General features: G+C 65.6%; 18 protein-coding genes. 8 read left to right on the top strand and 10 right to left on the bottom strand.

What is annotated here, in order from left to right; translation table 11 throughout:
- Nucleotides 1–61: 61 nt before the first annotated feature.
- Together ACY9XZ_RS18570 and ACY9XZ_RS18565 are read left to right on the top strand one after the other, a co-directional pair.
- The gene (locus tag ACY9XZ_RS18570; RefSeq protein WP_463458486.1) at nucleotides 62–289 is read left to right on the top strand and encodes a hypothetical protein; all 228 of its coding nucleotides are present in this window, start codon (nucleotides 62–64) and stop codon (nucleotides 287–289) included.
- Between the two features lie 145 nt (nucleotides 290–434).
- Nucleotides 435–1,766, top strand: coding sequence for a glycoside hydrolase family 68 protein (locus ACY9XZ_RS18565; protein ID WP_463458485.1), 1,332 nt, complete (start codon nucleotides 435–437; stop codon nucleotides 1,764–1,766).
- 57 nt (nucleotides 1,767–1,823) lie between these two features.
- On the opposite strand, the gene ACY9XZ_RS18560 is transcribed toward ACY9XZ_RS18565, so the two are convergent.
- Both ACY9XZ_RS18560 and ACY9XZ_RS18555 read right to left on the bottom strand, forming a co-directional pair.
- The gene (locus ACY9XZ_RS18560) at nucleotides 1,824–3,935 is read right to left on the bottom strand and encodes a GH32 C-terminal domain-containing protein (protein WP_463458484.1); all 2,112 of its coding nucleotides are present in this window, start codon (nucleotides 3,933–3,935) and stop codon (nucleotides 1,824–1,826) included.
- 591 nt (nucleotides 3,936–4,526) lie between these two features.
- Nucleotides 4,527–6,023: a hypothetical protein gene (locus tag ACY9XZ_RS18555; RefSeq protein WP_463458483.1), complete on the bottom strand. Its 1,497-nt coding sequence runs from the start codon at nucleotides 6,021–6,023 to the stop codon at nucleotides 4,527–4,529.
- A 210-nt stretch (nucleotides 6,024–6,233) separates the two neighbouring features.
- On the opposite strand from ACY9XZ_RS18555, the gene ACY9XZ_RS18550 reads away from it, so the two are divergent.
- A complete protein-coding gene (locus tag ACY9XZ_RS18550; RefSeq protein ID WP_463458482.1) occupies nucleotides 6,234–6,419 on the top strand; it encodes a hypothetical protein in 186 nt (61 codons plus the stop codon).
- On the opposite strand, the gene ACY9XZ_RS18545 is transcribed toward ACY9XZ_RS18550, so the two are convergent.
- Complete coding sequence (locus tag ACY9XZ_RS18545) at nucleotides 6,416–7,510, bottom strand: hypothetical protein (protein WP_463458481.1); 1,095 nt, start codon at nucleotides 7,508–7,510, stop codon at nucleotides 6,416–6,418. The two genes, ACY9XZ_RS18550 and ACY9XZ_RS18545, sit on opposite strands and share 4 nt — an antisense overlap.
- Before the next feature lie 140 nt (nucleotides 7,511–7,650).
- Nucleotides 7,651–8,136 (bottom strand): FlaD/FlaE family flagellar protein, encoded by a 486-nt coding sequence (locus tag ACY9XZ_RS18540; protein ID WP_463458480.1) that lies wholly within the window; start codon nucleotides 8,134–8,136, stop codon nucleotides 7,651–7,653.
- A gap of 173 nt (nucleotides 8,137–8,309) precedes the next feature.
- Here ACY9XZ_RS18540 and ACY9XZ_RS18535 point away from each other — a divergent pair, with 173 nt between their 5' ends.
- On the top strand, nucleotides 8,310–9,212 hold the full coding sequence (locus tag ACY9XZ_RS18535) for a ParA family protein (RefSeq protein WP_463458653.1): 903 nt from the start codon (nucleotides 8,310–8,312) through the stop codon (nucleotides 9,210–9,212).
- Nucleotides 9,209–10,165 (top strand): chemotaxis protein CheW, encoded by a 957-nt coding sequence (locus ACY9XZ_RS18530; RefSeq protein WP_463458479.1) that lies wholly within the window; start codon nucleotides 9,209–9,211, stop codon nucleotides 10,163–10,165. The genes ACY9XZ_RS18535 and ACY9XZ_RS18530 overlap by 4 nt, the downstream gene beginning before the upstream one ends.
- A 26-nt stretch (nucleotides 10,166–10,191) precedes the next feature.
- On the opposite strand, the gene ACY9XZ_RS18525 is transcribed toward ACY9XZ_RS18530, so the two are convergent.
- The 4 genes from ACY9XZ_RS18525 to msrA form a co-directional block, all read right to left on the bottom strand.
- Nucleotides 10,192–11,337 carry an NAD(P)/FAD-dependent oxidoreductase gene (locus ACY9XZ_RS18525; RefSeq protein ID WP_463458478.1) on the bottom strand — a complete coding sequence of 382 codons (1,146 nt, stop codon included), beginning with the start codon at nucleotides 11,335–11,337 and terminating at the stop codon, nucleotides 10,192–10,194.
- A gap of 70 nt (nucleotides 11,338–11,407) precedes the next feature.
- Nucleotides 11,408–12,382, bottom strand: a complete 975-nt coding sequence (mvaD, locus tag ACY9XZ_RS18520; protein WP_463458477.1) for a phosphomevalonate decarboxylase MvaD — start codon at nucleotides 12,380–12,382, stop codon at nucleotides 11,408–11,410.
- 93 nt (nucleotides 12,383–12,475) lie between these two features.
- On the bottom strand, nucleotides 12,476–13,012 hold the full coding sequence (locus ACY9XZ_RS18515; RefSeq protein WP_463458476.1) for a cob(I)yrinic acid a,c-diamide adenosyltransferase: 537 nt from the start codon (nucleotides 13,010–13,012) through the stop codon (nucleotides 12,476–12,478).
- A gap of 87 nt (nucleotides 13,013–13,099) precedes the next feature.
- A complete protein-coding gene (msrA, locus tag ACY9XZ_RS18510) occupies nucleotides 13,100–13,768 on the bottom strand; it encodes a peptide-methionine (S)-S-oxide reductase MsrA (protein ID WP_463458475.1) in 669 nt (222 codons plus the stop codon).
- A 90-nt stretch (nucleotides 13,769–13,858) separates the two neighbouring features.
- Here msrA and ACY9XZ_RS18505 point away from each other — a divergent pair, with 90 nt between their 5' ends.
- From ACY9XZ_RS18505 to ACY9XZ_RS18495, 3 genes are all read left to right on the top strand, one after another.
- Nucleotides 13,859–14,029 (top strand): DUF7838 family putative zinc beta-ribbon protein, encoded by a 171-nt coding sequence (locus tag ACY9XZ_RS18505; protein WP_463458474.1) that lies wholly within the window; start codon nucleotides 13,859–13,861, stop codon nucleotides 14,027–14,029.
- Nucleotides 14,030–14,097: 68 nt separating this feature from the next.
- Entirely contained in the window at nucleotides 14,098–14,301 is a 204-nt protein-coding gene (locus ACY9XZ_RS18500) for a DUF7511 domain-containing protein (protein ID WP_463458473.1), read from the top strand.
- A 38-nt stretch (nucleotides 14,302–14,339) separates the two neighbouring features.
- Nucleotides 14,340–14,708, top strand: a complete 369-nt coding sequence (locus tag ACY9XZ_RS18495) for a response regulator (protein ID WP_463458472.1) — start codon at nucleotides 14,340–14,342, stop codon at nucleotides 14,706–14,708.
- Here the strand turns inward: ACY9XZ_RS18495 and ACY9XZ_RS18490 are convergent.
- On the bottom strand, nucleotides 14,705–17,878 hold the full coding sequence (locus ACY9XZ_RS18490) for a PAS domain S-box protein (RefSeq protein ID WP_463458471.1): 3,174 nt from the start codon (nucleotides 17,876–17,878) through the stop codon (nucleotides 14,705–14,707). The genes ACY9XZ_RS18495 and ACY9XZ_RS18490 overlap by 4 nt on opposite strands.
- Before the next feature lie 76 nt (nucleotides 17,879–17,954).
- Nucleotides 17,955–19,376: an aminomethyl-transferring glycine dehydrogenase subunit GcvPB gene (gcvPB, locus tag ACY9XZ_RS18485; protein WP_463458470.1), complete on the bottom strand. Its 1,422-nt coding sequence runs from the start codon at nucleotides 19,374–19,376 to the stop codon at nucleotides 17,955–17,957.
- Nucleotides 19,377–19,523 lie beyond the last annotated feature (147 nt).

Raw genomic sequence — 19,523 nt, 5'->3', positions numbered from 1 at the left:
CTCAGGAGTCTCCAAGCCGAACAGAAGGTATGAACGGGACAGCGGCGGGGAGGACGCGACCGTGAACAGCCAGGACGCAGTGGTGTTGGCGCTGACGGTCGTCGCCGCGATCATCCTCCCGGGGCTCGCAAACTGGGGGCTCAGCACGCTCGGCTACCCCTGGATCGGAAGTACCGCCTGGGCGCTTGGCTACGGCCTCGGTGTCGTCTTCATCTGGTACGAGTGGGTCCGGCCGCTCGATATCACCGGTCCGGAGGGCGTCAGCCGGAGCGAGGACTCCGGCGAGTAACGCGCTGTTCGGCCGCTGTTGATACCCACTCTCGGTTTTCTCTGCTAGCGTTGTCCCGTAGACCGTACGTATTGCATATATTTCATACAACAGTCGTAGTACCCACCTGGCAAGGTTTATACCCGTGGTCGGCCCAACGTGGGGTATGACAGACGAGGCGCTCGGCGAGGGCCGTCCCGGAACGGGGGCCCGCGCCGGTTGGACGCGCGAGCAGGCGGGTCGGATCGAGCGGACCGACGACACCGTCGCCCCCATCGTCTACCCGCCGGCCACCGAACAGATCCCGGAAGTCCACATCTGGGACACGTGGTTCCTCCGCAACCGCGACGGCACGCTGGCGACGGTCGACGGCTATCGGGTCTGTTTCTCGCTGACGGCCCCGTCGGACCTGCTGCCCGGCAAGCGCCACGACGTGGCGACCATCCGCTGTTTCTACTCCGACGACGGCCGGGACTGGCACAACGCCGGCCCGGTGTTCGAGGACGCCCTGGGCCAGCGCCAGTGGGCCGGGTCCGCACTGTACGACGACGGCAGCGTCTATCTCTTTTACACCGCGGCCGGCGAGAACGGAGCCGACGACCTGACCTACACGCAGCGGATCGTCGGCGCGGACGGGGGTAGCATCGACACGACCGACGGGTTCGAGCTCTCGGGGCCGTGGACCCACCACGAACTGCTCCAACCCGATGGCGACCGCTACGAGCGCGAGGACCAGTCCCGTGGGATGATCTACACCTTCCGCGACCCGTGGTTCTTTGAGGACCCCGAGACGGGCGAGACGTGGCTCCTGTTCGAGGCGAACACGCCGGTGCCCGAGGGGAGCGACGCCTGCGGTGGCGACGCCGGGCTGCAGGAGTTCAACGGCAGCGTCGGCATCGCTCGCTCGCCGACGGGCGACCCGCTGGAGTGGGAACTCGAAGACCCGTTGCTTGACGCCGTGGGCGTCAATCAGGAACTCGAACGGCCACACGTCGTATATCGGGACGGCCTGTACTACCTGTTCATCTCCAGCCACCTCCACACGTTCGCGCCGGGGCTGGAGGGGTTCGACGCGCTGTATGGCTTCGTCACCGAGGAGCTCCGGGGCGAGTACGTCCCGCTGAACGACTCCGGCCTCGTCGCCACGAACCCCGCAAACGCGCCGTTCCAGTCCTACTCGTGGATGGCCTTTCCCCACGGTGACGAGGTGCTGGTCCAGAGCTTCTTCAACTACTATGACTTCGACGGCGAGACGCTGGACGAGATCGCTCATCTGTCCGAGGCCGAGCAGATGCGCCGGTTCGGCGGCTCGCTCGGCCCGACGCTCCGGCTCGACGTTGAGGGAAGCCGAACCCGCATCATCGGGACGCTCGGACACTGGCAGATCCCGCTGGCGGGCGAGACACTCCCGCCGACGGACCGGGAACTGATCCGGCGCGGGAAACGGGACGCCGGGTCGGAAACCTACCACACGCGGGGCGAACCTGAGTCGCAGTAACGAGCACCGAAACCGCCTGTTCGCAGGAATACAGCCGGCAACTGTTCGCCAATACGCCTACCAGACGCCATCCAGTTCCCAGACGTCCAGCGACGCGATAGTGGCGCGCCCGCCCTCGGCGGACAGCGAGATGCCGGTCGCGTCCTCGCGGGTCGGATACACGCGGCTGGTCAGACAGTGGCGTTCGTTGGCGAACACCTCGACGACGCTCCCGTCGACGAAGACGCGCAGCGACAGCGGTGCGTCGTACGGCTGGACCCGCATCGTCTGGGTATCGCCGGTCGCCTGCGGGTCGGTGCTCGATGCCGACCGGTCGACGGCGATCTCGCTCTCGTAGGAGTACCGGATCGGCGTCCGCTCCTCCCCGTCCGGCGTTTCGAGGACGGACAGCTCGACGGCTTCTGCATCCTCCAGACGGACGGTCGCGCGGAGCTCGAACGACCGGCTCTCGACCGGTAACTGCTCGGTGTCGCCCGACCCGAGTCGGACCACGTCGTAGCTGGTGTTGTCGCCCCGCAGTTCGGTAAGTTCGGGGGCCGGCCGCTGGCAGAGGCCGCCATCGTCGGCCAGGGACAGCTCCCGCGGAAGCGACATCGCGCCGGACCAGCCGGCGTCCCACTGCCCGCTCACGTCGCGGGCTTCGGGGAGCCACCCCCAGGTCAGGATGCGGCCGTCGTCGGTCCACATCGACTGCGGGGCGTAGAAGTCGCCGTGGTCGAGCTTGTCGCGGCGGTCCACGTCGAACTCGCCGTCCTCGTAGGTGCCGAGGAAGTACACCACGTCCTCGTAGTTCGAGACGTGCAGGAGCTGCCGGTCGCCAAAATCGAGCAGTTCGGGGCACTCCCAGACGGTTCCGGCGGTGTCGCGGTCGCCGGCCAAAATCGGACCGCGGTACTCCCAGTCCCGGAGGTCCGACGACTCGTACAGCAGCGCCGCCCCGCCGCCGCCCTCGATGCCAGCCCCGATGAGCTGATACCAGGTGCCGTCCTCGCGCCAGACGCAGTGGTCCCGGAACTCCCCTTCCCAGTGCTCGGTGCGGAGCACCTCCGGTTCGGTCGGTAGCTCCTCGATGATGGGGTTGTCCGGGTCCTTGTCCCAGGCCGTGAGGTCGTCGTCCGTGGCGGTGGCGATACAGGGGAGCTGGCGCTTGTCGCGACCGCCCGTGTACAGCACGGTCGGGACGCCGTCGTTGTCGACCGCACAGCCCGACCAGCAGCCGTCCCGGTCGGGGCCGTCCGGCGAGGGCGTCAGCGCGACCGGGCGGTCCTCCCAGTGGACGAGGTCGTCGCTGACGGCGTGGCCCCAGTGGATCGTGTTGTGGAACGGCCCGGCCGGGTTGTACTGGTAAAACAGGTGATAGCGGCCGTTCCAGTGGATGAGCCCGTTCGGGTCGTTGAGCCAGTTCGCCGGCGGCGTCACGTGGTACGACGGCCGCTGTGGGTCGTCGGTAAGTCGCTCGCGCAACTGCCCGAACGTGTCGGCGTTCTTCGGGCGGCCGGTCAGCGGGTGTCGCTCGTCCGCCGCCAGGAATTCGAGCGCGTTCTCGACGAGCGTCTCGCGGTTGCCCTGACACACGTCGTGGGTCGGCTGTGCGAACGCCACCGAAGAGCCGATTCCGAGTACCTGCCCGGTGCCGGGCTCCCAGGAGACGATTGCCATCTGCTTGACCACATCGGTGTCGCCCCGGATCGTGCTCGCGAGCACGTCTCCGGACTGGGGCGCGATGGACTCGTATCTCGCGTACGGGATCGTCACGCCGGCGCCGCGGGTGTGAACGCGAAGCGTGTCGTAGTCCGCGTGGATCGGGTGGTCGGCATACAGGGCTTGCCAGAGGTGGCCGGTCGGCTCCGGGATCTCCTCCCAGCCGACGGCGTCGGGCGCGACCGCATCGAACCCCAGCGGCTCGACGGCGGCCATCGCGCTCAGTGTCAACAGGAGCGACCCGCCGTCGCGGACGTACGCGGCCAGCGCCGACGCGTCGGCCAGGGCTCGCTCGTCGAACAGTTCGTCCCGATGCCACCAGAGGACGTCGTACTCCGTCGGCTCGACCGAGGAGAGTGCGCATCGCTCGGCACCGTCGACTGTCTCCTGACACCAGTCGTACGCCGCCGCCTGCTCGTCCGTACAGGCGTCGGTGTAGAGACAGCCGATACGTGGCGAATTTCCCATTGCCTCGGTATCCCCTCCTGAAATATAAAAACATTCGGCAATCGTTTCTGAACGAATATGCACGCTCTTGTGGGTTCTGTCCCCGATGCGGTCAGCGAAGCGTCCAGCAGCCCATCGGTGGCTTACGGCGCACCGTCAGTATGGACCGTCGAGGATGCCAGAAAGCACTGAGAAGGGGCAATAGCCGGAGCGGTGGCTGAAGGCGGACGATCAGCGAAAAAGCGGACAGGACCGGTCAGTAAACGCGGGCGTTGCGGGCCTCGGCCTTCCAGTCGATGACGGTTTCGTGACAACTGGGACAGACGAACTCGGTGAGCTTTGTCGTCTGGTCGTTGTATGACATTCGCGTGCCACAGTTGGTACAATCCATTATAATTGTATATATTCCACAAGGGGATATAAACTTTCTCCTGATCATAGTCGGTTCGGGCGTAATACGGCCTGAACCGACTGTATTTTGCTATCTCATCACATAGGACTGATTGAACAACTGCAGCAGGTGGCAACAAAGCCGCCGCTGACCAGTCGCTCTGGAGCGCGAACTGACGCCGCAGATAGACGATCCGGTGAGGAACTGAGTACCGGTAGGGACTACGACCCGTCGTGTCCCGACGGGTCGATTTTCGGCTCAGTGCCGTCGATGCGACCCTCGATATCCGCGAGTTCGGTCGTGTCAGCCGGTGACGGCGAGCGCTTGTCGGCCGCCGCGAAGTCCAGGTCCGGCGTTGTCGCGGTCTCGTCGAAGCGGTCATCCACGTCGACGCGTTCGCCGTCGAGTCTGGCCTCCGTTCGCGAGAGTCGCTGCTCGACGGCGTCGAGTTCGGCTTCCAGGTGATCGGTGGCGTCCGGGTAGCAGTCCCTGGCTGCCGCCAGCGCAGTTTCGAACGCCGCCTGCGCCGTCTCGTACTCCACTAGGGCGGCGTCGGGCTGGCTGGCGTCGGCGTACCAGTCCCCGGCCTCCATCGCATCCGTCGCGACCGTCCGCCGCGCGGCGACGAGGTTCTCCGCGACGGTCCCGAGTCGATCCCGGACCTTCTCGGGGTCGCCGGCGAACCGACGGTCGTCCGCACCCCAGTCGAGTTCGAGGACATCGCGGTAAGCTTCGAGCGCCTCGGCCCAGTGGTCGGCGGCGACTGCTGGGTCCTCCGCCGCGACGGCCTCGTTATCGGCTTCGACCGCGATACGGAGCGGCGACCGTTCGAGGTCTTCGACGACGGAATCGAGCCGGTCCCGTTCGGCCCGGATGTCAGCGAGGTCGGGAACGGCCTCCGTCGGAAGCGAGAAGATCTCCTCGTACTCCGCCCGCGCTGTGTCGTAGGCGTCGTACGCGGCCTCGAACTCGTTCTCCCGCCAGTGCTGCTCACCGGTGTCGACCGCCCGCCGGGCGCGGCTCCGGCGGACTTCCGCGAGCGTCGCAACGTGGCGCTCTCGGACCGTGGTCACACGCCCTTCGAGCGCGTTCGCGTCTCCGGGTGGTCCGAATTCGGTGGCTGTCTCGCTGGCGACCTCGATCCGGTCCCCGGCGTCCAGCACCGTCTCCAGTGCCTGATCGTGGTCACCGCTGTCTCGCTGCTCGGTCGCCGTCACGAGCAGCCGCTTGACCTCGTCCAGGATGTTCTCGACGCGGATCCACGCCTGTGACGCGTGGGAGAGATACGCGGTGAGATCCACGAGACCCTGCTTCCCACAGTGGACCTGCCACTCCGTGTCGCCGCACCGCCGAAACGTGATCCGGCCGTGTCCCAGCGACCGGTCGCCCGCTATCTGGTCGATATCGACGTGCGGGATGGCGAACCGCGTGTCGCCGCTGTCCTTGCCCACCAGCAACAGGAGTCGCTTGTCAGTCACGACCCCGATCATGCGGTAGTTGCGTCCCGGCCGCACTGTCTCGCCGGATTCCGACCCGCCGATTTCGATGCCGTGTTTGCGACTTGTGAGGACGAACTGCGGCGTCTCGTCGTCGTCAACGGCTGCCAGTGCCGGCCCATCGTGGAGATACCCGGTCGAGAGGAGCCCGCCCGGACCGGTGCCGGTAAGAACGTCGGGCGGATCGTCCCCTAAATTATCTAAGTTGATAATTTTTCCCATTATCGGGTAGAATACGCCTGTGGACTTGAGATTCACTTATCTATTCTGATACCGGAATAGTAAATTAATATGATCAGCGATTATATCATACTGTGATTCCCCGGTCCCGGCCATGTCTGCGATTCTACTGTGTGCCTCGCAAGTCCGTCCGTCAGCCGGCAGACGGCTGTCTGACTTGGCTTTAGGTATCATGTCCCCGTAGTCGGCCATATGCCACGTAGCCGTCTCGGTGGGGGTTCGTCCCAGAACCGACAGGGTGGTGAACTCCCAACCGACGCGACCCGCTTCGGGATCGATACGGACGTGTTCGAGTTACTTTCGAACGACCGCAGTAACGAGATGGCCCGGCCCGAGCCACGGATCGAACGGTGGTTGAACTGCTGGCGGAATCCCTAGTTGGTCTCGACGAGGCGCGCCGCGATCCGCTGTGCGCCGATTGTCGGCGCGACGTCCGGTTCGTCGGCGGCGATAACTTCGATGTCGCGGTTCAGTTCCGCGCTGAGTCGGTCCTCGAACTCGTCGACGATGCCGGGGATGCAGGCCATGCCGCCGGTGAGGGCGATGGGCCGGTCCAGCGCCAGCTGGTACACCTTCATGTAGTCGTTTGCCAGCTCAGGCAGGAACGTGTTCGCCAGTTCGTCGACGGCGTCGTCGAGGTATTCGTCGAGGGCGTCCATCACCGAGCGCTCGATGGTGAACTCGTGTGAGCCGCCGCCGGGCTGCTGGATGATGTCCGTGAACGGCTCGAACTCGACGAAGTCGGCGTGCTCTTCCTTGTATTCGCGGGCGGTCTGATTGTCGATGTTGACACGGCCCTGCGTCTCCTCCTCGACGTAGTTTGCGATCATCCGGTCGACTTCGTTGCCGGTCACCGCGCCCGTCGTGAAGGGGGAGAGCTGCTCGCCGCGGCGATACGCGGAGGCTTCGAGGTTCGTCGACCCCATGTTGACGGCGACGAATATCTCGTCGATGGCTTCGAGGTCGTCGCCAAAGGCCGGGATGGAGCCACACAGCGACTCCGGGTAGCTCTCGACGAGTTCAAGCCCGATCGAGGAGTTCTCGATGACGTCCTGCAGGTTCTCCAGCCCTGTCGGATTGTCGATGGTCGGGATGGCGTACACGACGCCGCTGTTCGCCGGGATGTCGTGCTCCTCGATGATCGCCTCGAAGAACGTCTTGGTCATCTCGGCACGGTCGGCGTCCTCGGGCAGTCCCGACCGGAGCATGTACTGGACGCGGTCCGGGTACTCCCGGGCCGCTTCCTCGCCGTAGAGGACCTTCTCCTCGCCGGTCAGGGCGTCCTCGTAGGTCGCCATGCACGTCAGCGTCTTGATGATCCGGTTCTCCGTGCCGTGTTCGCCCGGCAGGGCAATGACGGTCCGGGTGCTCCCGAGCTTGACCCCGACCGGAACAGCGGCAGCGCCGCCTGACGACACACCGGCGTCCGATTCGGACCCGGCTCCGTCGTCCGCATCGTCGTCACTCATATACGGTCGTCCTTGTCGACCGCCCGCTATATATCCTCTCCCTAGTATTCAGGACTGATAGCTGTCCCCTCGGGAATTTGATACCGATACCCGTCGTTATCAGGGATTGGCGGTGAAGAAATTGTTGCTGAAAACGAAGGTCACGTCATCTGGGTGAGTTTCGCGACGTAGACGAGACTCAGCATGTGGTCGTCGACGCTCAGGTCGTTGTCGTCGTTGGTCGCGGACTCGTCGATGCCGAGCAGGTAGTCCGAGAGGTCGTCCTGGACGGCCGCTGTTATCCAGTCGATTGAGCGGTAGTAATCGAGCGCCTCGTCGGCCCCCTGGTACCCGGAGTGCATCAGCAGGAACTCCAGCCACTCGAAGATCACGAACTCCGCGGCGTAGGTCTCTGGCAGCGTTTCGAGATAGGGCTTCTCCTGGGCCTCGCCGCCGAGGAACGGCAGCAGTTCGCGGTACAGTCCGGAGCGGAAGGAACTCCCCGCGAGCACCTCTTCATCGGAGTCGTCAAGCCCCATGTCGAGGTCCGTCGGGTCGGGGACGTCCTCGTCGCTCATCCCGTTCCCCCGCTGACGAGCCATCTTCCGTAGCTCGTCGAGGTCGTAGTCGCGCGGGTTGATGGTCATGATACTGACCCTTCAATCTACACAATCATAAATCTTGCACACCGTCAGACGGCCGTCATGCATACGTTCGCGGGCGTTTCCGTCTCGTCCGCGTTCCGTCCCCCAGTTGCGACGTTGATAATCGGGACCACATTTTTATAGTGGCTCGGGGTCGACCTGTGGATACTTCGACGATGAACCGGCAATCAGAAACCGGTCCAGCCCGCTTTTGCGTGACCAACGCGAAAGGCGGGACCGGAAAGACGACAGTTGCTATCAACGTAGCCGGTGCACTGAACGACCGCGGCCGGGATGTCCTCTTTATCGATCTCGACCCCCAGGGCAACGCCACGGAAGGCGTCGGCCTCGTCGATGCGTACGACGCCGACCCGCCGACGCTGTTCGACGCACTGACCGGCGACCCATCGGCGCTGGGTGACCTTATCTGCGAGGGCGCGGAGATGGACGTGATTCCGTCGAGCATCGATATGCTCCAGGCCGAGCACGAACTGACCATCGCGGACCTCATCGCCCGGGTCAACACCCAGGGCGGGGATATCGACCAGGCCGCGCTGGCCTCGTTCGCTATCAACATCACGCCGGAGATGGTCACGGGGTCACACGCGCTCGACACGCTCGACCGGGCGCTGGACACGCTCGATGCCGACTACGACTACGTCATCATCGACTGCCCGCCGTTCTACGGGAAACTGACCGACACCGGCATGTACGCTGCACAGAACGTCCTCATTCCCGCACTGACCGAGGCCACCTCCGAGCGGGCCATCGAACTGCTGATGGACCAGATGGCCGCGATGGAGCGCCAGACAGACGCGTCGATCAACACGCTCGGCGTCGTCGCCAACCGCGTCGAGACCACGTCCGAGGACGAGACGATGCTCGAATGGTTCAACATGGCGTTCCCGGACAGCCCCGTCTGGGAGGTCCGCAAGCGGGTCGCGCTCCAGCGCGCGTTCAGCGCCGGCCAGTCTATCTTCGCGACCGAGGAATCGTGTGACATGGCGGCTGTCTTCGAGGACATCGCCGCGGAGCTCGACGAGCAGTTCGGCTTTACCGACACAGAGGTACCAGCATGAGTGACGACGAACGCATGGACAGGGCGGAGCGCATCCGGCAGATGCGCGAGGGGAACAAGGCGGAAACTACCGACGACACCGAGGCGACGGACGAAACTTCCGCGAACGGGTCCGGTGAGCAGCCCGACACAGCAGACAAAGCGACGGAAGACACTGCGACGGAGGCAGCGGACACCGACAGCGATGACACAGCCGCCGATGTGGCGGCTGCCGATGCTGACGACAGTTCCGGCAGTGCTGACAGTGAAGAAGGCACCACCGACGCGATGGCCGCTGCACAGCGAGCGGCCGAGGCCTCCGAACAGGTGGCGAGCGGTGACGCTGACGCCACTGACGCTGCTGCCGACCAGCCGACGGACGACCTTTCGGCGTCGGCCAACCCGATGCAGGGCCCGACCGGCGTCGAACTGCCGGACCAGGAACTCATCGAGGAGGCGATGGCATCAAGCGACGCCGCCACGACCGAAGGCGGCGCTCGCGCCGCAGCGGTCGACGACGAGTCCGCCGGGACCGAAGAGATGGTTCGGGTACTCGAATTCGCGCTCGGTGACGAGTACTACTGTCTCGACATCGACTACGTCGAGGAGATCGTCAAACGCGAGACGGTCACTCGCGTTCCCAACACCGACGACTACGTCGAGGGTGTCGTCGACCTCCGGGGCCAGATCACGACCATCCTCAACCCCAAGGCGATGATGGACATCGACAGCGAGGGCACGCAGAACCTCATCGTCGTCTTCGACGCGGACGTGTTCGAGGAACAGGGCGCGATGGGCTGGATCGTCGACGAGGTCCGGCAGGTCGTCCCCGTCGCCGAGTCCGAGGTGAACACCGCCCCGGTTGACGGCGAGTACATCAACGGCGTCGTCGACCGCGACGACGAAGACGAGTTCGTGATCTGGATCGAGCCGGACGACGTGCTCGGGAACGCGACTGCCGACGGCGAAGACTGACGCTGTTCTACGGGTTTCCGGTTTTGCTACTCGCTCTCCGTCGCCCCCGCGTCGAGGTCCAGTTCCTCGCTGACGAGGTCGACGGCGTTCTCGACGGCACCCACCGTCCCCAGATAGCCCGCGCCGACGGTCGTCTTGAGCGCCAGCGCGGCCCGACCAGTGAGAATAGAGGGGCCGACCTTCGCCACGGCGTCGTCGCCGACCGAGACGAGCCACCCCGGCACGTCGAACTGGTACTGGGTGAGCCGAGGCTGGAAATCGCCGGAGCCGTTCTGCCTGTGGTCGACGAGCGTCCCGATGTTGTCGGCAGCGACGCGAGCCTCGCGGATGGCCGCCGCCGCGCTCGCTGGCACGGCCTCGCCGTCGCTGTCGACGACCCGAGCGGCGTCGCCGACGGCGAACGTCGACTCGCCCAGTCGGAGGTCCGCCCGGACGAGGGGCCGGTCGGCGTCGAGTGCCGGCGACCCCTCGATACCGCCGGTCCAGACGAACTGGTCCGTCTCCAGGTCCGAGCCGTCGGCAAGCGTTATCGAGTCGGCGTCGGCCTCGGCCACGCCCGCCCCCGTTTTGACGGTCACGCCGACATCGACCAGCGCGTCGTGGACCGCCGACTGGAATGACGCCGGGAACGACGGCGCGACCTCGGCTTCCTGTTCGAGCAGCAGGACCTCGCTGTCGCTGTCCGAGGCCATTTCGGCCAGTTCGCCGGCCACCTGGACGCCCGACAGGCCCGCGCCGCCGACGACCACGCGGTCGCCGTCGCCAAGCCCGAGGAACCGCTCGCGGATCTCGCGAGCGTCGTCAAGGCGCTTCAGCGGCGTCGCGTGCTCGCGCACGCCCGGAAGACCGTAGAAGGCTGTTCGCGCGCCGAGACACACCGCACCAACGTCGTAGGACAGCGTCTCCGAGCCGTCGAGCGTCGCCGTCCCCTCGTCGGGGTCTACGTCCGTGACCGTCGCCTGTCGGATCTCGCAATCGAGGACGGCGTCGAGGTCGACAGTGATTTCCTCGGCCAGCGACGGCCGCCGGACGACCCGGTGGAGTTCGTGCTGGACGAGGTGTTCGGCCTGCTCGTCGACGACGACCAGCGAGACGCTGTCGGGGAGGGTCTGTTCGAGCTTCCTGGCGAGCGTGAGCCCGGCGTATCCGGCTCCGAGAACGACGACGCGCATTGTATCGCCCGATTAGGACGGCGTCCGGTTAATCCTGTGCACGGGCGATAGCTGACCGCCTTTGATCAGCTCAGAACAGCGCCTTGTCTTCGCTGAGAACCTGCGCGGGACCGCCGACATCCCAGACGCGGGTGTCGACGCCGCAGTCGGCGACCACATTTTCGACGCGGTCGACGTACTTCTCGGTCGTGTTGATGTAGACGCTCGCGCCGGTGTCGACGGAGAAGTACACCGGCACGTCCTCTGCGTTCCGGAGTTCCCGGACGGCGTTGAATATCTCGATGGTGCGGGGCTGCCAGTACACCCAGCCGGCGGGGCCGGTCATCGTCGCGGCAGCCAGCGAGAGCGAATCCTTCTCGGCGAGGTCGAAGACGGCGTCGAAATCAGCCTCGTACAGCGCGTCGCGCATGTCCGAAATCTGGCCGTGGATGTGGGCCATCCGCGACTCGAACATGTGGCTCTGTGCGGCCTCCTTGTGGGCTTCCTCTGTTTCCTTGTAGGATGGGACCATGCCGGCAACGATTCGCAGGTCGTCTTCGAGGTCCGTCTCGATGCGCTCGCTGCGGCAGTCTTTGTCGTTCATCCCGGTCCGGAGGTGGGAGAACGCGCCCGTCACCGCGCGCGCGGCCGAGGAGGAACCGCGGCGCGCGACCGTCGAAATTTCGGGTCGCGTCATGTCGAGACCCGCCGCCTCAACGAGGGCCATCGCCGCGGCGGCAAAGCCCGACGAGGAGGAGCCAAAGCCGATGTTCGTCGGGAAGTTGTTCGCCGACTCGAAGCGCACGCCGTGGTCGATGCCCGCGAGGTCTCGGACGTGGTCCACGACGGCGTCGATGCGCTCGGCCCCGCGGCCGGTGACCTCCTCGCCGTCGATGACGTACACGTCTTCCTCGCGGTCCGGGTCGAAGGCGGCCGTCGTCTTCGAGTGGCTCGGCGCGGTACAGACGGAGATGCTGTCGTGGTACGGCAGTCGCAGTTCCTCGTCACGCATCCCGTGGTACTTGACCAGCCCCTGAATCGGATGTGCCTTCGCGGTCGCTTTCATACCTCACCCTTCCGGGCCGGTCACTTTGCTATTGCGAACCGCCGTCGGTATCTCGGTGACGAACCGCCGAGCCGAACGAGCGTGTCGGCGGCGTCAGTACTCGGGGTTCTCCTCGCGGATGCCCTCGCGCTTGTTGACGAGGCGGGCGAGCGTGAACAGCGCGTCCGAGAGCCGGTTCAGGTAGATGATGGCCGTCTCGTTGACGCCGGCCTCCTCGGCGGCGAAGGAGACACAGCGGCGCTCGGCGCGCCGGCAGACCGCGCGTGCGTGGTGAAGCTTCGCCCCTGGCTCCGACCCGGAGGGAAGGATGAACGACTCCAGCGGGTCCAGTTCCGCGTCGGCCTCGTCGATGAGGTCTTCGAGCGTCTCGACGTGGGACTCCTGTATCCGCGGGTCGTCCTCCTCCGGGCTGGGGTTGGCGAAGTCGGCCTGGACGATGTGGAGGTGGTTCTGAATCACCCGGAGCTTCTCGTCGATGTCGTCGTGCCCGGTCGGCCTGACGACGCCGACCAGCGCGTTCACCTCGTCGACGGTGCCGTAGGCTTCGATGCGGCGGCTGTCCTTCGACACCCGCTCCATGTTCCGGAGGTCCGTCTGGCCCTGGTCGCCGCGGCCGGTATAAATGGTCATACGATATGCTGGCACTGCCAGCGTCTTATAAGCGTGGGCGAATCGTTTGGGAGCGAGAGCGGCCGAGTCAGGACTCTGCCAGCAGCGTCAAAGCCGACGGCGGACTTCCGAGAGCGCGGCCGGCGAGATATCCAGTTCGGCAAACAGCGATTTGCGCTCATCGCTGTCCCCGTGGCCGGCGACGAAGCCGTTGAGTCTGGCGGCGACCGTCGAATCGACGAACGCGTCGCCATAGCGGTCTTCGAGTTCGTCTGCGACCACCGGCGTCGAGCGGAGTTCGTACTTCTGGTGGTAGTCCTCAGCCAGGTAGAACCGGTCGAGGGTTTCGATGGCCGTCTCGACGGATTTTCCCGTCCGCGATTCGAGTTCCTCCCGCGTCCGCTGTGCGATCTCGCGCTGACGGTCGTCGTGGGCCAGCACCACGCCGCGATATTGGCGCTTGCGGGGGGCCGAGAACGGACTGTGATTGCTCCAGAACACGTCGAGTAGGGCCTCGTAGCTCAGCATGTCGGGGTCGTACTCGATCTGGACGACTTCGGTGTGGTCGCCCAGCGAGTAGTAGCTTGGGTCCGGTTCGGTTCCGCCGGCGTAGCCAACACGGGTCCGGACCACGCCTGCCATCGCGCCAAAGCGGGCGTCCGGCCCCCAGAAACAGCCCATACCGAACGTCGCCGTTTCCGTCGCCGACGGCGGCGGGGTCTCGGCATCGACGGCCAGTTCCGTGGGATGGGTCGGTTCGTACGCGCTCGGATTCATACTGGGAAACAGGCGTCCCAGCGGTTTGCCCCCTTCGACACCCGGGCTGAACCGGGAAATTCAACTGTACCCCCGCGGAAACTACTCGATATGGGCCTCGAACTCGAACACTACTGTCCCGAATGCGAAGAGTACCGCGATTTCTGGAAGGTCGCGAGCACGACGATGCACCTGGGGACCAAGGTCAAGTGGCACTGCCCGGAGTGTGACTACGGGTTCGTCCGCATCAACGGCGAAGTCGACACCGGCCAGGCGGCATAGCTCTCCGGAGCGGTATAGAGACCTCTTAGCAGTCGTTTTACACCGGCCCCGAGAGGTATCTGTCACCGATGAGTCTCGACCCGGACGGTGCAGGGAACGCGACCGTCGAGCGGACGCAGCCCTCCCACGACCTGTCGATGACCGTGGTGGAGTACACCGACGAACCGGACCGCTGTACCGTGTCGCCGCGTGGGCTCTCCGGCGTCGCCAAGCTGTCGACGTGGCTCACCGTCGACAGGTCGGTCGTCGTCGACTTGGATACGATGCGGTGACCGAGAGTTTTTACCGGGGAACCACGGATCTAGAACCGATGAGCATCGAGGTCCTACTGGTAGACGAGGACGTAGACGTTCTGGAGATCGTCGGGACGTTTCTGGGACAGGAAGACGGGTTCGAGATCACGACGGAGGCCGATCCCGAGGCGGCGCTGGACCTGGCAACCGAGAGCGAGTTCGACGCAGTCGTCAGCGACTACAAGATGCCCCGGCTCGACGGGATGGAGCTGTGTGCCGCGCTCCGGGACAACGGCGTCGACATCCCGTTCCTGCTGTTTACGGCCCGTGAACACGATGACGTGGCAGATGCCGCCGCGGACCACGGCGTCACCGCTGTCGTCCAGAAAGGCACCGGCACGGAGCAGTACGGCGTGCTCGCCGACCGGATCCGCGACGCGATCTAGGTATCGACCCGAGGCAGTTCCAGCGTGACGACTGTCCCGCCGTCCGGACCGCTGTCGAACTCGACGGTGCCGCCGTAGGTTTCGGTCACCCAGACGACCAGCCACAGGCCGAGTCCGGTCCCGTGGCGCAGTTGTGTGATCGGTTCGTCGCCGGTCACCACGTCGAGTTCGTGCTGTGGAATCCCCGGCCCGTCGTCAGCGACAGTGATCGAGACGGTTCGTCGGTCCGCCCGGACATCGATGCGGACAGACGGGTCGTCGCCGGCGTGTTCGAGACTGTTTTCGAGGAGTTCACCGAGGATTCGATGGAGTCGCCCGTCGCCGGCTGTGACCGGCGTCTCCGGGAGGTCCGTTTCGATCTGACCAGCGCGGTCGTCGCGATACGAGGACACGATATCCGAGACGACGGCGTGTACGTCGACCGGGTCCGTGCCGTACTGGTCGCGACGCACGGACCGCTCCATGTCTCGTGCGCGCTCGCTGAGCGACGCCATCTCCTCGGCCTTCCGCTGGAGCCGGTCGAGAATCGAGAGGCGGTCCGAGTCGTCGATGCGCTCCTCCAGCGCGTCGGCCATCCCGAGGACGACGGTCAGGTCGTTCCGGAGGTTGTGCCGGAGGACGCGGTTGAGCAGTTTCAGTCGGCGCTCGCGCTCGCGCTGCTCAGTGATGTCGGTGTAGATGCCGAACCCGCGGACGCTGTCGCCGTCCCGGCTGTACGGCACGCCCCGGAAGAGGAAATCACGGAACCCCGTCTCGGTCATCAGTCGGAGTTCGGTCTGGAACGGGTCGCCGTCCGCCTGTCGGTCGTCGAACTGGGGCAGTTCGTCGTGCGTCGTGTCCGGCGGCCGGAGGAGGTCGGAGAGCGGGCTGTCCACGGCCGTGTCTCGGCCGTAGCCGAACACCTCCGAGAAGGCCGGATTGACCGATCTGACGACCGACTCGTCAGCGACAGTCTCCGTCTCGATGACGGCGTCCGGAAGGGTGTTGAACAGGTACGAGAACCGGTCGCGCTCGTCTTCCAGCTCCGCCCGCGCCTGCTTGAGGTCGGTCAGGTCCCGGACGACGCCGACGGTGCCGCGGAACTGGTCCGCGTCGAGCAGCGACACCTCGATTTCGGCCGGGCGCTGCTCCCCGGCGGCTGTCTCCAGCGTCGTTTCCAACTGGACCGCGCCGGCTCCGCCCTGCCGGCAGAGGTCGCCGATACGACGGGCGAACTCGTCGATAGCGTCCTGATCGAGGGCAATGCGCGGATGCTGGCCCAGAAGCGCCTCCTGCTCGTACCCGAGCCACTCCGCGAGCGGTTCGGTGACCAGCTGGAACCGCCCTTCGTCATCGAGGACGTACATCATATCGCGGACGTTCTCAACGACCGATTCGTACCGTAACAGGCTCCGTTCACGCTCGACGCGGTCGAACGCGGCGGCCGCGTTGGACGCGAGAATCTTCCCGACGGAGACGTCCGACTCGGTGAACTCGTGGCCCTGTCGCGCCCCGATGCTCACGACCCCGTGGTCACCCATCGGGAGGTACATCACCGCCGTCAGCACGTCAGAGTCGTAGTTGTCGATCCGCTCGAACTCGTCAACGACCAGCGGCTCGTCGCGCCGGAACGCGTCGCCAGGGAACCCCTCGTCGGCGTCGTACACCGGTCGTTCCGGGACTTTGTCGCTGGCGGCTGCCGGTCTGAGTGTGTCCGTCTCTTCGTCGTATAGCCTGACGAGCGAGTGGTCGAACCCGAGGTCCGATTCGGTCGCCGCAATGACTGTTTCGGCGACCTCCTGGGGCGTCTGGGCCTGCATAAGCGAGCGGGTCGTATCCAGCAGTCCGGACAGCGCCTCGTCGCGCCGCTTCTGTTCGGTGATATCTCGGATGACGCCCGCGGTCCCGGCGAACCGCCCGTCGTCGTCGTACAGCAGCGTCATGTGGTCTTCCGCGGGAAACTCGCTCCCCGAGGCCTGCTGGATCACCAATTCGAACGACTCCTCGTCGTCGCGGTCCTCGAATATCATCTCCTGGACGATGGATTCGGCGCGCTCGACGACGGCATTGTTCTTGATGGAGCCGGTGTACGAGCCGAGCAGCTCCGCCTCGGAGTAGCCCGTAAGGTCGGTCATCGCCTGATTGACGAACTCGAAATACCCCTCCGAGTCGAGCGCGTACACGCCGTCGTCGACCGCTTCGATGATGTTCTCGTACCGGTCGAGTTCGTCCTCGCGGTGGCGTCGTTCGAGTTCGCGGTTCACCCACTCGACCAGCAGTTCGAGGAATGCCCGCTCCGAGTCCGAGAACGCTTCCGTGCGCGGATCGCTGTCGGCGAAACACAGCGTCCCGTAGGTCGTCCCGTTGACGCTGATCTCGCTCCCGATGTAGCAGGCAATCCCGGTTTCCCGTGCGAGTTCCGGGCCGCCCTCTACCTCAGTAGCATCAGGGATATCGTACAGATCGCCGGTCTCGATGACCCGGTCGCAGTAGGTGTCCTCGACCGGGGTCGTGGTCCCGGGCTCGAACAGGGAGTGCTCGCCGACCATCACCGCGATCTCGTGGGTCCCGTCCGCGATCCGGTTCAGAAAGCCAAGCGACACGCCGAGCCGCTGGCATCCGATGTCGAGGACCCGTTCGATCGTTTCGGTCTCGGTGAGCCCCTCTTCGGTTGCCAGCTGTGCTAGCTCACGCAGCGCCGCGTTGTTCGTCTGTAGCTTGCGCTCCGTGCGATCAGCGGTACCGCCGGCACTCGCAACGCGGGAACCAGTCTGCGCCGACGGTATCGAATTCTCGGATGCAGTCGTCGGTAGCGACTGCGAGTCCTCGCCACGCGTGTCGGCCGCGGCCAGGATAGCAGACACGCGGTCGACCAGATCCACGTCGCTCCGGGGGACGTACTCAGTGGCGTCCAGCTGTGTCGCCCGCGCGGCGACGACGCCGTCGGGTTCGGTCGTGGTGAGGACGACCGGGACCGCGTCCGCTTCCTCGCGTATCGCCGCCAGCACGTCCAGGCCGGTTTCCGTTCCCGGCAGGTGCTGTTCACAGACGACGGCCTCGTAGGCGTGGTCGGCCAGTTCCGACAGCGCGCCCGTCGCGGTGGTGACTGTTGTGACCGATGCATCAGGTGGGGCTGTGTCCGCGTCCTCGTCGGCAGGACCTACGTACAACAAATGCGGCGTATCGGACATAGCGTTCCGTTGTAACTGCTATACAACGGGGTGCCATATACGCTCGGGCGGAAGTATCAAATATCGAAACGAGCGGCTACGTGTCGTCAAGCGCCTGCCAGGAGAGTCGCGGACTCCGGGCTGCGGTCACCTGATCGATGCGTTTCGCCGCCGGACGCGACGGCGCGTCCGCCAGTTCGGCATCCGAATCGCCGGCCACGGCGTTGAACGCGGCCGCGAGCTGGTCCAGCGAGCGTTTGGTCTCGCCTTCCGTCGGCTCGGTCATCAGCGCCTCGTCGACGATCTCGGGCCACTTCGTCGTCGGCGGGTGGACGCCGTAGTCGAGCATCCGTTTGGCCGCGTCGGCGGCGTCCTGCTCGCCCGCGCTGGCGACGAACTCGTGGTGGAACGGGCCGAAGGGCACCTCGTACTCTATCTGCTCGGCGAGGTAGTTCGCGTTCAGGACGGCCTTCGCGCTGGCGTCGCTGAGGCCCTCGTCGCCGAGCCTGGCGATATAGGCGAAGGTCTTGACGAGCACCGGCCAGTTGCCGTAGAAACCATGGACCTTCCCGATGGAGTTGTCCGGCTCGTAGTGTTCGTAGTTACCGCCCGATTCTCTGACGTGTGGGTTCGGGAGGAACTGGGCCAGTTCCTCGCGGACACCGACCGGGCCGGCCCCGGGGCCGCCGCCGCCGTGGGGCGTCGCGAACGTCTTGTGGACGTTGTAGTGCATCACGTCGAAGCCCATGTCGCCGGGGCGAGCCCGCCCGAGCAGGGCGTTGAGGTTCGCGCCGTCGTAGTACAGCAGGCCGCCGGCGTCGTGGACGATATCGGCGATGTGCTCGATGTCGCGCTCGAACAGCCCCAGCGTGTTGGGGTTCGTGAGCATGAGTGCGGCGGTGTCGTCGCCGACGGCCGCCTCCAGCGCCTCGATGTCGACGCGGCCGTCGTCGCCGCTCGGCAGTTCCACGACCTCGTAGCCGGCCATCGCCGCTGTGGCGAAGTTCGTCCCATGCGCCGAGTCCGGGATGACGACCTCCCGGCGCTCGTCGTCGTTGTGCTCGTGGTAGGCTTTCGCGATCTGGATCCCGGTGAACTCTCCGGCCGCGCCGGCCGGCGGCTGCAGCGTCACGGCGTCCATACCGCCGATGCGGCCGAGGTAGTCCTGCAGGCGGTGACACAGCGCCAGCGTCCCCTGGACCGTCGAATCGGGCCGGTCCGGGTGGATGGCGGCGTCCGCCAGTGCGGCCACGTCCTCGGTGAAGGAGGGGTTGTACTTCATCGTACACGAGCCAAGCGGGAACGGCCCGCTCTCGACGCCGTAGTTCATCTGCGAGAGGCGCGTGTAATGCCGGGCCAGTTCCGGCTCGGCCGGATCCGGCAGGGACAGGGAGTTCCGCGTCAGGTCGTCGGGTAGCGGCGAGTCCTCGATCTCGACCGTTTCGCTCGCTTTCTCCGAGAGCAGCGGCTCGTAGCGGTCGTCGCTGTCGTCGGTCCAGCGGGCCTGGTCGTACTTCACGCGAGACACCTCCGTGTCGAGCGTGAAGCTCGTGGGACGCGGTTTGTCCCACGGTGTTTCGCCGAGTATCGCGAGGCGAAGAGACACCTCCGTGTCGAGCGTGAAGCTCGTGGGACGTGGTTTGTCCCACGGTGTTTCACCGAGTAT

The sequence above is a fragment of the Haloarcula sp. HT12 genome, from assembly GCF_055271655.1.
Note: the sequence above shows the minus strand (reverse complement) of the source record. Positions and strands in the feature narration are given on the sequence as shown.

Coding starts and splice junctions, on each gene's coding strand:
- ACY9XZ_RS18565 (WP_463458485.1), top strand. CDS start 435: ATGACAGACGAGGCGCTCGGCGAGGGCCGTCCCGGAACGGGGGCCCGC.
- ACY9XZ_RS18560 (WP_463458484.1), bottom strand. CDS start 3,935: ATGGGAAATTCGCCACGTATCGGCTGTCTCTACACCGACGCCTGTACG.
- ACY9XZ_RS18555 (WP_463458483.1), bottom strand. CDS start 6,023: ATGGGAAAAATTATCAACTTAGATAATTTAGGGGACGATCCGCCCGAC.
- ACY9XZ_RS18550 (WP_463458482.1), top strand. CDS start 6,234: ATGCCACGTAGCCGTCTCGGTGGGGGTTCGTCCCAGAACCGACAGGGT.
- ACY9XZ_RS18545 (WP_463458481.1), bottom strand. CDS start 7,510: ATGAGTGACGACGATGCGGACGACGGAGCCGGGTCCGAATCGGACGCC.
- ACY9XZ_RS18540 (WP_463458480.1), bottom strand. CDS start 8,136: ATGACCATCAACCCGCGCGACTACGACCTCGACGAGCTACGGAAGATG.
- ACY9XZ_RS18535 (WP_463458653.1), top strand. CDS start 8,310: ATGAACCGGCAATCAGAAACCGGTCCAGCCCGCTTTTGCGTGACCAAC.
- ACY9XZ_RS18530 (WP_463458479.1), top strand. CDS start 9,209: ATGAGTGACGACGAACGCATGGACAGGGCGGAGCGCATCCGGCAGATG.
- ACY9XZ_RS18525 (WP_463458478.1), bottom strand. CDS start 11,337: ATGCGCGTCGTCGTTCTCGGAGCCGGATACGCCGGGCTCACGCTCGCC.
- mvaD (WP_463458477.1), bottom strand. CDS start 12,382: ATGAAAGCGACCGCGAAGGCACATCCGATTCAGGGGCTGGTCAAGTAC.
- ACY9XZ_RS18515 (WP_463458476.1), bottom strand. CDS start 13,012: ATGACCATTTATACCGGCCGCGGCGACCAGGGCCAGACGGACCTCCGG.
- msrA (WP_463458475.1), bottom strand. CDS start 13,768: ATGAATCCGAGCGCGTACGAACCGACCCATCCCACGGAACTGGCCGTC.
- ACY9XZ_RS18505 (WP_463458474.1), top strand. CDS start 13,859: ATGGGCCTCGAACTCGAACACTACTGTCCCGAATGCGAAGAGTACCGC.
- ACY9XZ_RS18500 (WP_463458473.1), top strand. CDS start 14,098: ATGAGTCTCGACCCGGACGGTGCAGGGAACGCGACCGTCGAGCGGACG.
- ACY9XZ_RS18495 (WP_463458472.1), top strand. CDS start 14,340: ATGAGCATCGAGGTCCTACTGGTAGACGAGGACGTAGACGTTCTGGAG.
- ACY9XZ_RS18490 (WP_463458471.1), bottom strand. CDS start 17,878: ATGTCCGATACGCCGCATTTGTTGTACGTAGGTCCTGCCGACGAGGAC.